The sequence below is a fragment of the Aestuariivivens sp. NBU2969 genome (assembly GCF_019931125.1).
In the GTDB taxonomy this organism is placed as follows: Bacteria; Bacteroidota; Bacteroidia; order Flavobacteriales; family Flavobacteriaceae; genus Aestuariivivens; species Aestuariivivens marinum.
The window spans coordinates 123,074-136,268 of record NZ_JAIOUU010000004.1; the positions used below are offsets into that span (position 1 = coordinate 123,074).

General features: G+C 34.7%; 14 protein-coding genes. 12 read left to right on the forward strand and 2 right to left on the reverse strand.

The annotated features are described in order from the left end of the window. Nucleotides 1-12: 12 nt before the first annotated feature. From K7G79_RS04895 to K7G79_RS04945, 11 genes are all read left to right on the forward strand, one after another. Nucleotides 13-432 (forward strand): hypothetical protein, encoded by a 420-nt coding sequence (locus tag K7G79_RS04895; RefSeq protein ID WP_223549721.1) that lies wholly within the window; start codon nt 13-15, stop codon nt 430-432. A gap of 23 nt (nt 433-455) precedes the next feature. Next, nucleotides 456-1,208: a Fe-S cluster assembly ATPase SufC gene (gene sufC / locus K7G79_RS04900; protein ID WP_223549723.1), complete on the forward strand. Its 753-nt coding sequence runs from the start codon at nt 456-458 to the stop codon at nt 1,206-1,208. A gap of 81 nt (nt 1,209-1,289) precedes the next feature. Next, nucleotides 1,290-2,603: a Fe-S cluster assembly protein SufD gene (sufD, locus tag K7G79_RS04905; RefSeq protein WP_223549725.1), complete on the forward strand. Its 1,314-nt coding sequence runs from the start codon at nt 1,290-1,292 to the stop codon at nt 2,601-2,603. Between the two features lie 120 nt (nt 2,604-2,723). Continuing rightward, nucleotides 2,724-3,938, forward strand: a complete 1,215-nt coding sequence (locus K7G79_RS04910; protein ID WP_223549727.1) for an aminotransferase class V-fold PLP-dependent enzyme — start codon at nt 2,724-2,726, stop codon at nt 3,936-3,938. Between the two features lie 148 nt (nt 3,939-4,086). Further along, complete coding sequence (locus K7G79_RS04915) at nt 4,087-5,178, forward strand: zinc metalloprotease (protein WP_223549729.1); 1,092 nt, start codon at nt 4,087-4,089, stop codon at nt 5,176-5,178. An 81-nt stretch (nt 5,179-5,259) separates the two neighbouring features. Continuing rightward, nucleotides 5,260-6,060 carry an META domain-containing protein gene (locus K7G79_RS04920; RefSeq protein ID WP_223549731.1) on the forward strand — a complete coding sequence of 267 codons (801 nt, stop codon included), beginning with the start codon at nt 5,260-5,262 and terminating at the stop codon, nt 6,058-6,060. Nucleotides 6,061-6,100: 40 nt separating this feature from the next. Beyond that, the gene (locus tag K7G79_RS04925; protein ID WP_223549895.1) at nt 6,101-6,523 is read left to right on the forward strand and encodes a SufE family protein; all 423 of its coding nucleotides are present in this window, start codon (nt 6,101-6,103) and stop codon (nt 6,521-6,523) included. A gap of 65 nt (nt 6,524-6,588) precedes the next feature. Then, the gene (locus K7G79_RS04930) at nt 6,589-6,915 is read left to right on the forward strand and encodes an SUF system Fe-S cluster assembly protein (protein WP_223549733.1); all 327 of its coding nucleotides are present in this window, start codon (nt 6,589-6,591) and stop codon (nt 6,913-6,915) included. Between the two features lie 148 nt (nt 6,916-7,063). Then, on the forward strand, nt 7,064-7,642 hold the full coding sequence (locus tag K7G79_RS04935; RefSeq protein WP_223549735.1) for a helix-turn-helix domain-containing protein: 579 nt from the start codon (nt 7,064-7,066) through the stop codon (nt 7,640-7,642). Nucleotides 7,643-7,663: 21 nt separating this feature from the next. Beyond that, nucleotides 7,664-8,170, forward strand: coding sequence for a DUF2480 family protein (locus K7G79_RS04940; protein WP_223549737.1), 507 nt, complete (start codon nt 7,664-7,666; stop codon nt 8,168-8,170). 8 nt (nt 8,171-8,178) lie between these two features. Beyond that, nucleotides 8,179-9,123, forward strand: coding sequence for a DUF3078 domain-containing protein (locus K7G79_RS04945; protein WP_223549739.1), 945 nt, complete (start codon nt 8,179-8,181; stop codon nt 9,121-9,123). Nucleotides 9,124-9,485: 362 nt separating this feature from the next. Here the strand turns inward: K7G79_RS04945 and hflX are convergent, their stop codons facing one another. Then, nucleotides 9,486-10,703 (reverse strand): GTPase HflX, encoded by a 1,218-nt coding sequence (gene hflX, locus K7G79_RS04950; RefSeq protein WP_223549741.1) that lies wholly within the window; start codon nt 10,701-10,703, stop codon nt 9,486-9,488. Between the two features lie 74 nt (nt 10,704-10,777). Here hflX and K7G79_RS04955 point away from each other — a divergent pair, with 74 nt between their 5' ends. Beyond that, complete coding sequence (locus K7G79_RS04955; protein WP_223549742.1) at nt 10,778-11,770, forward strand: endonuclease; 993 nt, start codon at nt 10,778-10,780, stop codon at nt 11,768-11,770. Between the two features lie 22 nt (nt 11,771-11,792). Here K7G79_RS04955 and K7G79_RS04960 read toward each other — a convergent pair whose 3' ends face one another. Then, nucleotides 11,793-13,193 carry a DUF5689 domain-containing protein gene (locus tag K7G79_RS04960; protein WP_223549744.1) on the reverse strand — a complete coding sequence of 467 codons (1,401 nt, stop codon included), beginning with the start codon at nt 13,191-13,193 and terminating at the stop codon, nt 11,793-11,795. Nucleotides 13,194-13,195 lie beyond the last annotated feature (2 nt).

The following is a 13,195-nucleotide window of genomic DNA, read 5'->3' on the forward strand; positions in this document are numbered from 1 at the left end:
AAATTATCATCAATGAAAAATTTATTTTTTGTCTCAGTAGTTTTATTTGCGTTTTTAAGTTGTAAAAATGAGGCTAGATCAAAAGAGGCAGACAAAGATGTTGTTACAGATGGTCCAGAGCGTACCGCTAAACAAAGTGATGGTCTTACCCTTTTAAAGGGTGATTTTGTGTATTTCGATGGCGCTGCTGTATTACAGACCCATGCGAACATTTATGGTGTTTTTGTTACTGATAAAATGCACGAATTAAACAAACTTGTCCAACCATATAAAAAGGTCCCTACAGATATGATTCCCGTAGAAATACGTGGAAAAATTACAGATAAAGAAGATGATGTAATCCTTTGGGAACAAAAAGTAGAAATTAAGGAAATCCTTAATGTTTTTGAACCCAAAAAAGAAAATAACGACGTTATAGAACTAGGAAGCTAATTAATGAGACTTAAAATAAGTATATGTTAAAAATAGACAATTTACACGCAAGTGTTGAAGACAAAAGCATCTTACAAGGTATTAATCTTGAAGTTAAATCAGGCGAAATCCATGCCATTATGGGACCAAACGGTTCTGGTAAAAGCACATTAGCTTCTGTTATAGCTGGCAAAGAAGAGTATGAGGTTACCAAAGGTAGCATCACGTTTAATGGTGAGGATATTGAGGAATTGGATGCCGAGGAACGTGCACACAAAGGCGTGTTTTTGTCTTTTCAATATCCCGTTGAGATCCCTGGAGTATCAGTTACCAATTTCATCAAGACAGCTATTAACGAATCCCGTAAAGCACAAGGTTTGGAAGAAATGCCCGCTAAGGATATGCTGAAACTCATCCGTGAAAAAGCCGATTTATTGGAAATCGATAGAAAGTTCCTGTCTCGTTCATTAAATGAAGGATTTTCTGGTGGTGAAAAAAAGCGAAACGAAATCTTTCAAATGGCCATGTTAGATCCCAAATTAGCTATTTTAGATGAAACCGATTCCGGATTGGACATTGATGCCCTTCGAATAGTTGCCAATGGCGTTAATAAATTAAAAAACAGGAACAATGCTGTAATCGTCATTACACACTATCAGCGTCTTTTAGATTATATCGTGCCAGACTATGTACATGTATTACATAATGGTAAAATTGTAAAATCGGGGACTAAAGAGTTAGCACTTGAGCTTGAAGAAAAAGGATACGATTGGATAAAACAAGAAATTGGCGCTTAATACTTGTAACCAGTTATCATTCTATAGTAAGCAGTTCATATACTCCTGCAACTAAAGATTATATACTGAACAATTGAAAATATGGATTTAAAAGAAAAGCTATTATCATCATTTATGATTTTCGAGGACAGGATAAACACCAATGCCTATGTTCACGATGTAAGGAATGATGCCATAAAAACATTCGAAAAAAAGGGCTTCCCGTCAAAAAAAGATGAGGCATGGAAGTATACGTCTTTAAATAAAGTATTAAAAGAGGATTATAGTGTTTTCCCAAAACAGGAGAATGCTCTGGAATATAGGGATGTAAAAAAATATTTCATTCATGATATAGATACTTATAAAATTGTATTTATAGATGGTAAGTACTCCTCACATTTGTCCCAAACCACACATGAAGGCATGGATGTTTGCCTTATGTCTGCTGCATTATCGAAGCCCAAGTACAGATTGGTTATTGAAAACTATTTTAATAAAGCAGCAAACAATGACAGTTTAGCATCTTTAAACACAGCTTTCTCAAGTGAGGGTGCATATATTTATATTCCTAAAAATAAACTAGTTGAAAAGCCCATTCAAATTATCCATTTTTCTACAGGAAATGAATCGGCTTTAATGCTTCAACCAAGAAACCTAGTGGTTGTTGGAGAGAATTCGCATATACAAATTATTGAACGTCACCAAAGCCTAACTAGCAACCCTGTTCTTACTAATAGTGTTACTGAAATTTTTGCAAGCAAACGGGCTATTGTTGATTATTACAAAATTCAAAACGATAGACTAAACGCATCGTTAATTGATAACACCTACATCAAGCAAAAACAGGAAAGCATAGCGTCAGTACATACCTTTTCATTTGGTGGAAATTTAACTCGAAATAACCTTAATTTCTATCAAGAAGGCGAGCGTATTGATTCTACCTTAAAAGGAGTTACTATTATTGGCGATAAGCAGCATGTGGACCACAACACATTAGTTCACCATATTAAGCCAAACTGTGAAAGTCATCAAGATTACAAAGGTATTTTTGCCGATAATTCAACAGGCGTTTTTAATGGCAAGGTTATAGTAGAAAAAGAAGCTCAAAAGACCAATGCATTCCAAGCCAACAATAACATTTTGGTGAACGATAAAGCGACTATCAATACCAAACCCCAGCTGGAAATTTTTGCAGATGATGTAAAATGCTCACATGGTTGTACTATAGGACAGTTGGACGAAAGCGCATTGTTTTATCTACGTTCCCGTGGTATTCCCGAAAAAGAAGCTAAAGCTCTATTAATGTTTGCCTTTAGCAATAATGTATTGAGCTCGGTTAAAATACCTGAGCTTAAACAACGTATCACTAAAATTATTGCCAATAAATTAGGAGTAAACATTGGGTTTGACTTATAAAATATTTGAAGTGTTTTCCATACTAAGTAGTCACTTATCATTTTTAAGAACAAAGAGTTTATAAGTCAAGAAATATAAAAAAACATTAATACTCGCCTTAATCTAAGTTATACTCTAATAATGTACAATATAGAAAACATCCGAAAAGATTTTCCAATACTATCTCGAAAAGTAAACGGTAATCCTTTGGTATATTTTGATAATGCGGCTACCTCACAAACCCCTCAGCAGGTTATCGATTGTATTGTAGACTATTATTCCAATTACAACGCCAATATTCATCGCGGTGTTCATAGCTTAAGCCAGGAAGCCACAGATAAATACGAACAGGCTCGCAAAACCATTCAGCAGCATTTTAATGCAAGGCATACGCACGAAATCATTTTCACTTCTGGAACTACACATGGTATAAACTTGGTGGCCAATGGATTTTCTTCATTGTTAAAGAAGGAAAACGAGATTATTGTATCTGCCCTAGAACACCATAGTAATATTGTGCCTTGGCAAATGCTATGTGAGCGTACAGGAACCACCTTACGAGTTATCCCTATGAACGACCAAGGTGAATTAGTGATTTCAGAATTTGATAAACTACTTTCAACCAATACCAAACTGGTATTTGTCAATCATATCTCAAACGCTTTGGGAACCATAAACCCTATTAAATATATTATTGAAAAAGCCCATGAGGTTGGTGCTGCTGTTTTAATTGACGGTGCACAGGCTTGTCCACACATAAAAACAGATGTACAAGAACTAGATGTCGATTTTTACGTGGCATCGGCCCATAAAATGTGTGGCCCAACAGGGGTGGGCATGCTTTATGGAAAAGAGGAATGGCTAAAAAAATTACCGCCTTATCAAGGTGGCGGGGAAATGATTGCTGAAGTGACTTTCGAGAAAACCACTTATGCAGATTTACCCCATAAGTTCGAGGCAGGCACCCCAAATATTTGTGGCGGTATTGCCTTTGGTGCTGCAATGGATTATATGAATACGGTTGGTTTTGACACTATTGCTTCTTACGAAAATGACCTCTTACAATATGCCACCAAAAAGCTTTTAGAGATAGACGGTCTAAAAATCTACGGAACATCAAAACAGAAAACTTCGGTCATATCATTTAATTTGGAAGGCATACACCCCTATGATGTTGGAACCATTCTAGACAAACTAGGTATTGCCGTTCGGACCGGTCATCACTGTGCACAGCCCATCATGGACTTTTACAAGATTCCCGGTACAGTAAGAGCCTCTTTTGCATTTTATAATACCAAAGCAGAAATAGATGCTTTGGTTAAAGGCGTTAAAAAAGCAAAAATGATGCTTTCTTAAAGTGTCTATATCTACCTAATTATACCCCTTAATTTTTTATAGCTTAAATCCTCTTTATCGATTATTTAATGCTTTCAGTGTAAAATATTTAATTTGTTTCCCGAAAAAAATTATCTTCAACATTAACTAATCCAAAAACTATTTAATAATGAAAAAAGCTTTCTTAAGTATGGCTACTTTAGCCTTATTTTTCACAGCTTGTAATGACGATATTCAAGCCCCTGTTCAAGAGCAGCAAATTGACATGAGTGATTTTTATGTATACACAGACATTCAAACAGATTTAACATCAAAATTTACAGAAAATAAAAATCAAAATAGAACCTGTTACACCATGAACAACTTAAATAGGCTATTGGATGAAAATCCTGGACTGGAAAAGCGTATGTATGACATAGAATATCAAACCAGGAAGTTTATTGCAACCAAAGGCAAACCCTCTAATGGTGGTGGCAAACCTGACAACAACACAGGGGATACAGATGTAAATGTTGAACCAATTAGTGGAAGTCTAATCAAAATTCCAGTTCATGTAAATGTACTTTATAATACGAACGATCAAAATGTTTCCACTCAACAAATTGTTGATCAAATTACAGTATTAAATATAGATTTTAATAACCAAAATACAAATATTAGTAAATTACCCGGGGATTCTACTTTTGCGAATGATGTGGCAGACACTGACATTGAATTCACATTCGACCCTTTAACAGATATTACAAGAAAATACACTGATGTTTCAGCTTGGAGTACCAATGATGATATGAAAAAATCTTCTCGCGGAGGTATTGACCCAACAAGTCCTGAAACTACTATGAACATTTGGATTTGCAATATGGGTGGTGGTATTTTAGGCTATGCACAATTCCCAGGTGGTCCATTAAGTACCGATGGAATTGTATTGTTGTATTCAAGTTTACCAGGGGGGACAGCAGCCCCTTACAACGAAGGAAGAACAGCTACTCATGAAGTTGGTCATTACTTAAATTTAAGACATATTTGGGGAGATGGTAGATGTAGACAAGATGACTTTGTAGCAGACACTCCCAGTTCAGATCGACCAAATTATAGGTGTCCTTCCTACCCAACAGTACATTGTCAAACAGCCGATATGACTATGAATTATATGGACTATACAAATGATAGCTGTATGTACATGTTTACCGATGGGCAAAGCAACAGGATGCGAGCCATTTTTCAAGAAGGTGGGGCAAGAGCTTCAATGATTGGAAACTAAATCTTAATTTCAAAAGATAATTTAATAGACGCCTACTTTGGCGTCTTTTTTGTATCTTAAAAATAAATATAAAATAGCTTCATGAAATTGATTTTAATAACATGCTGCATCATCGCTTTGAGATGCTGTTGGGGAGGGTCTTCAAATTATACCTTAATGTTGAAATTACAAGAGGATCAAAATGTTCTGAAGGAACTTAACGGCAATTACTTAATAAAGGAATTAGACGGAAAAGATGTCTCCTATTTTAACCTCAACATAACCTTCAACAATAACACAAAACAAGTTTTTGGTTTTTCGGGTTGTAATCGCTTTTTCGGATCCTTTTCATTAAATAACAATACCATAGCATTTAGTGCCTTGGGCAGTACTAAAATGATTTGTAACGACAATGCAAACCGTATTGAAGAAAAACTTTTTAAAACCTTTCAAAAAGCAAACCTTGTACTCTTTTCCCAAAATGGCATTTCGTTTTTCAACGACAAAAAGCTATTGTTATATGCGACTACAGAAATAGCTTCAGATAATATCAAAATTGAATATTCAGCTTCATCAAGAGGATTTCACAAACAAATTGTAATTACTAAAGACTCTATTTCAATAACAAGCAAAAGAGATAGCAAGTCTGTTACCAAACAGATTAGTCCTGAACATTGGAAGCAACTTATAGAATTCTTAAAATCTGTTGACATAACTGCTTTATCCACATTTGAACCTCCTTCCAAAAACCATCAGTTTGATGGTGCTGCAATTGCTAGACTAACTATAATTTCTGCTAATGGTAAAACATTCAAAACACAAGCTTTCGACCATGGTAATCCACCTAAAGAAATTGCTGAACTTGTTAAAGAAGTCCTATCTATTTCAGAAAACATTGAATAGCAACTTTTGTTGTTGTATTTTTGCATAAAAATTTATGATTGTGACCATTGAAGCCATTCAAAATGAAATAATAGACGAATTCTCAATGTTTGACGATTGGGAAGAACGTTACCAGTATATGATAGACCTGGGCAAAGAACTGCCCTTAATTGACGACCAATACAAAACCGACAGTAATTTAATAAAAGGGTGTCAAAGTAAGGTTTGGGTTCATGCAGAAATGAAAAACGATAAAATAGAATTTACCGCCGACAGTGATGCCATTATCACCAAAGGCATCATTGCTATTTTAATACGAGTATTTTCTAATCAGCACCCTAAGGATATTATAAATGCCGATACTAATTTTATTGATGAAATTGGATTAAAGGAACACCTGTCACCAACTCGGGCCAACGGACTGGTAAGCATGGTTAAGCAACTTAAAATGTATGCCATAGCATACCAAACACAACTTAATTAATGTGGAATTATTTCGTTTAATCGCTTACAAACAGTTAAACGCATGAAAAAATAAACCTATAGAAAATGAGCAACACAACAATAGATACCAACGCACTAGGTGAGAAAATAGTAAACGTTTTAAAAACAATTTACGATCCAGAAATTCCTGTAGACATTTATGAATTAGGGCTAATTTATGATGTTTTTGTTAATGAAGATTATGACGTAAAAATTTTAATGACCCTTACCACACCCAACTGCCCAGTGGCCGAAACACTACCTTTGGAAGTTGAGGAAAAAGTAAAATCCATAAACGAAGTAAAAAGTGCTGAAGTAGAAATTACTTTCGATCCCCCTTGGACACAAGAACTCATGAGCGAAGAAGCGAAGTTGGAATTAGGGATGCTTTGATTTAGTAGGCACTTGGTAGTATTCAGTTAGCAGTAACCTTAGAAAACATAGGAACAGACACAAATGCCGTAAAAATGTCGTATAAAGACCGTTATCAAAAAGATGCTTTCATAATTAGTTTTGACCAAAATTTAAAATCAAATTGATTATGAACAACATCGGAGAAAAAATTAAAAATGTAAGAAAACAAAAAGGCCTGTCCCAAGAAGATTTGGCCGAAACAGCAACGGTAAATTTAAGAACCATACAACGCATTGAAAATAACGAAAGTGAACCAAGAGGAAAAACATTGCATTTAATTTGTGAAGCATTAGACTTAAACGCTGAGGATATTTTAGATTACGGAAAAAAAGAAGACAATAGTTACTTAGTTTTTATTCACCTGTCCGTATTAATTGGGTTAATCATTCCTTTAGCAAATATTATAATACCTGCTATTTTGTGGTTAACCAAAAAAGACAAAATAATTGGTTTAAGCAGTATCGGATCCAACCTTTTAAATTTTCAAATTATTTGGACGTTTATTTCGTTTTTAGTGCTTACTATTGGAGCCTTTTTTAAAATTATTCATTTTGAAGTCGGACCATTTACGGGCAATTCTCTTATTGTAACTACATACTTTGTGTTCTATATCCCCAATATTATCCTACCCATCATTTTTGCAACAATGATACGAAATGGAAAAATCAAAAATTATTACCCATGCATCATTGGATTTATAAAATAATTTATAAATTCAAACCTAAATATGGCAGACGAAATTATAAATCGCGTTGCGAATAGTAAATTAATGACCTTTAATCTTGAGGATTTTTATCCGCAGGGCAAACGTATTATCTTCGATATTAAGGATTGGCTGCTCGAAGGTTTTGTACTGCGTGAAAAAGAGTTTAGAAAATTAGCCCTAGAACACGATTGGTCGAAATACAAAGACACTTATGTTGCACTAACCTGTAGCACAGAGGCTATTATTCCAGGTTGGGCTTATATGCTTCTAAGCATTCATTTATATCATTATGCAAAACATGTGGCTATTGGAAACCTAGAAACTTTGGAGACAGCAATTTTTCAGGATGTATTGAACAAGCTTGACCTTTCAGAGTTTAAGAACAAACCTGTTATTATAAAAGGGTGTTCCAACAAACCAGTACCTCAAAATGCCTATATAATGGCAATAAATAAACTCAAACCAATAGCAAAATCAATTATGTATGGTGAGGCTTGCTCATCTGTACCGCTTTATAAAAAGAAATAACTATTCACATGAAGAGAATTATACTTATAGGCTTACTGTTTTTTGGAGTTATTGTTATAAATGCTCAAAGCAAGGAAGAATTACAAACCAAAAAAGCCGAAAAGCAGGCTGAAGCGAACGCCGCTCAAAAAGAAGCTAATGCCCTTCAAGCACAGATTGATGCTCTACCTGGATGGCGTGTTGGCGCTTTTGGAACTATTGGCGGGAGTTTATCCAATTTTAAAAACTGGTATGCCCAAGGCACACCTAACAATGCTTCTGGTAATTTTGGCATTACGTTTAATGGTTTTGCAAATCTAATTGAGAAAAAGTTTTTTTGGAGAAATACATTAACTACCAATTTGAATTGGGTAAAATTGGACAATAAAGACATTGATACAGATGACAGTAGCTTTAAGCCGACTACCGATGTCTTTAACCTATCATCATTATACGGTAGAAACCTAAGTAAATCCTTTGCTATATCTGGATTGTTAGAATACCGCTCCACTTTACTTGACAATTTTAACGACCCTGGTTATTTAGATGTTGGTATTGGTGGTACATGGACACCTGTTACCAATCTTATTGTTGTAATACATCCATTAAACTATAATTTCGTGTTTAGCAGCGGAGACACTGTTTTTGAATCTTCAATGGGATCTAAAATTGTAGCAGACTATACTAGAAAAATAGGCGCTATTAATTTTAAAACTAATCTTTCGGTGTTCCAAAGCTATAAAAGTAATGACTATTCCAACTGGACTTGGACCAACTCATTTAGTTACACACTTTGGAAGATAATTGGTATTGGTTTCGATTTTGGTTTGAGAAGCAACAAACAAGAAGCGCTTAACTTTGCCTTAGGACAATACGATCCATTGGCTGTACCAACACAAACAGAGCCCTCATTTGACAACATTGATAACAAACTACAATCTTACTATACAATTGGTTTAAGTTATAAATTCTAACTAATTTTAAACCGACTAAAAAAAGCGTGCTTTAAAAATTTAAAGCACGCTTTTTAATTTTAGCAAATATCAATAACTCTATTCTGTTCTAATAATTTTTCTTTTATTACGATTCCCAAACAACTTTTTAAAAATCCATCCCGTTTTTCAGGCTCACAGTTAAATCATCTCATACATTGTCAGAAGGTTTATCAAAAAATCTTTAATTGGTAGTTTGCTAAAAGCCCTAAGAATACACTTAAATAAATGACTAAAAAAAAAGTCCAACAATTGAAACTATAGCCAACAACGATCTCCTCAACCATTTTTGTTTTAACAATACCTTAATCTGTTACATTTTAGAGGCAGTTTGTCTCTTTTAATTAAGATGGTAAAGTATCGTCGTAATCTGGATACAAAAAATGATTGTATGGAAAACGGGTAACATGAATTTCCCTAACCTCATCGTATACTCGTTTTTTAAAATCGTCTAAGTTTTTTTTGTTTAACGCAGAAATAAACAATGCATTGTTCCCTACTTTGGCCATCCAGGTACTTTTCCATTCATCTAAGGTGTAATGCTGTTCGGTTTTTTCGATTTCCAAATCGGTTTCATCAAAGGGTTCTGCCTCGTAAGCATCAATTTTGTTAAATACCATGATAGTAGGTTTATCACTACTATCTATTTCACCTAAAATTTTATTTACAGACTCTATATGTTCTTCAAAATTAGGGTGAGAAATGTCAACTACATGCAATAACAAATCAGCTTCTCTAACCTCATCTAAAGTACTTTTAAAACTTTCTACCAATTGTGTTGGTAATTTACGGATAAACCCAACGGTATCACTCAACAAAAAGGGCAAGTTTTGTATTACTACTTTCCTTACTGTTGTGTCAAGTGTCGCAAAAAGTTTATTTTCTGCAAAAACCTCGCTTTTACTGATAACGTTCATTAGGGTAGATTTACCTACATTAGTGTAGCCTACCAAAGCAACACGAACCATTTTTCCCCGGTTACCCCTTTGAACGGCCATTTGTTTATCTATGGTTTTTATACGCTCTTTTAATAATGCTATCTTATCACGCACAATACGTCTATCTGTTTCAATTTCAGTTTCTCCAGGCCCACGCATACCAATTCCTCCTTTTTGGCGTTCTAAGTGTGTCCACATCCCTCTTAAACGTGGAAGTAAATATTCGCATTGTGCCAATTCTACTTGTGTACGAGCATAACTGGTTTGAGCTCGTTGCGCAAAAATATCAAGAATAAGATTAGTTCTATCTAAAACTTTTACATTAAGAATTTTACTAATATTCCGTTCCTGTGCAGCCGATAGTTCATCGTCAAAAATAGCAGTACCAACCTCATTATCTTGAATAAACCGACGAACATCTTCCATCTTCCCCGAACCAATAAAAGTCCTAGGGTCTGGTCTTTCCATTTTTTGAGTAAAACGCTTTACCACTTCACCTCCAGCCGTGTATGTTAAAAACTCCAATTCATCCAAGTATTCCTTAGATTTATCTTCATTCTGGTCTTTGGTAATAATGCCTATTAAAACCGCTTTTTCTAAATCAATATCCTTCTTCTCTATCATATGAAAAAATAATGCACAAAGTTACGTAATTGTGTGCATTTTAATTTTTATATTTTTAAGGTCAATTTTGATTTATGACGGATAACTTCACATACGATGAGATACGACACGATATGCAAACCATTGCCTTTTATAACCTTGAAAATCTATTCGATTTAACAGATGACAAGCATACTAATGACAATGATTTTTTGCCAATGTCGGTTAAAAAGTGGACCCCTAAACGTTATGACAATAAGCTTAGAAAACTAGGCTTTGCTATTTCGAATATTGGTAAATCAGAAACTGGAAAACACCCTGCTCTAGTAGGATTGGCCGAAGTTGAAAACGCTAAGGTTATTGAAGACTTAATCACTTCACAACATTTACAAGATTACAATTATAGTTATGTACATTATGATTCCCCCGACGAACGTGGGATTGATGTTGCTTTATTATATAACCCCAACGCTTTTAAGGTTATTAATTCTGAAACTTTTTCAATTGAGTTAACCAATGGAATAGGTTTACCTGATTATACACGAGATATTTTATTGGTAACTGGTTTATTGGATGAAGAAGAAATTCATATAATCATAAACCATTGGGCTTCCAGACGAGAAGGTGAAAAAGAAACCGAATTTAAGCGTTTGGCTTCCTCCAATAAAGTAGGCGAAATCATATTGCGTTTAAGGCTACAATATGAAGACCCAAAAATTGTGGTTATTGGTGACTTTAACGATGAACCCCATAACAAAAGCATCAAACAGCTACTAGACGGTTTCGAATTGCATAACCCTATGGCAAGCATTCGTTCATATAGTCGGGGTTCAACTTACCACAATAGAAAATGGAATTTGTTCGATCAAATTTTATTGAGCGTCAACTTTTTAAAAAGTTCTAACCATTCCTTAGAGCTTTATAAAGCCAACATTTTTGATGAAGATTTTTTAAAACTCTTCAATGGCCCTTATAAAGGTTCTCCCTTTAGAACATATGTAGGTAAAAAATATAAAGGCGGTTATAGTGATCATTTTCCGGTTTATGCTGTTTTAAAAAATAAAAAAGCCTACATAATGCAGGCTTAATCAATTAATTTTATTTCAGGAATTAAGGCACAGTCACCGTTACATTTTCAACATGTAAAGTCATGTTTTGGTTACCTGTATCGCTCCCCGAGTATTTAAACGCAATATAAGCTGTTCCCGTATACGAAGATAAATCTATCTCACCAGAACTAGTGAAATTATACCATGTCCCGTAATCTATTTTATAACTTACGTCAAAATCCAATGGCGACCAAGTGGCATTAGCAATACCCCCTTCGGTGCCATCAAAATCTGTTGATATAAGTACCTCCAAAGGATCATGACCAAAATCTGGGTAGGCGTGTTCGGTTTGGAAGGTTAATATTTCACCTTCTTGGGCATCCATATCTATCCCTGGAGTAATTAACCATGATATCACAGATACATCTCCCGAACTAAACGGATTCAATTCTGCATAACCATTACCTCTAAACACCTGCTCTGTCCATAAAACACTACCTGCTTCGGCAAAATTGATCCAACCGTCTAAATTTAAGACCGTATTATCTATTGCAGAATTGAAGCTTTCTTCAAAAACAGGGTCGCAACGATCATCAATAAAGTTTATATCATCAGTACTATTTAACACCATAACACGCTCATCACCACCAAAACTTTGAGTTATAACTCCAGAAATAGAACCTCTAGCATCTACTGGTAAAGGTTCTTGAATAAAACTTGCAAAAGAACTGGTTTCAACAGGGAATTCGGTACCATCTGCACAACTCACAAGTGTACGCTGTGTATCGAAATCATCATTAGGATCTAAAAAAGCTTTTCCAACTAGGCTTAATGGAAACTGTACATTTTCAAAAGTTACAAACATTCCAAAGTGGGAATCATTAACCAATGAAGGTTCAACCACTAATGGAACAATTTCCTCTGTAGTTTGAGATCTGAAAATATGTTTTGGTATTTGTTTCCCGGTTAACTGGTCTACCTCATTACCATCAATAGTACCTCCAATAACAAGAACTTCTGATGAATTCTCACCCAAATACAGACCTTTAAGGTTAACGTAAACCTCCCTACCAATATTAAATTGGTTATAAGAGTCTACTTGATTTAAAACTATTCCAATAGCTGCTGTTGGGTTTTCAGGGGCATCTTGCATATAAAATTCTTTATAAAAATTCCCTGTTCTATCGGAAGATGTTACATAGCCTTTTACTACTATGTTCGATACAATTTCAGTTGGTTGCCCAGTATATAAGGTCAACAATTCGGCTATGCTTACTTCGGACATTACACCACTGCTCAATCCATCCATAATCGCTTGTAACCCTGCATTCTCTTCACTTCCCAAACTCTCTGGTATGGTATAGTCGTCATCTTGAACACAAGATATTAACATTGCTAGTACAATTAATAATGAGGTTAAAATTCTATTGGTTTTCATAATGCTGAATATTATATTTTTCATAA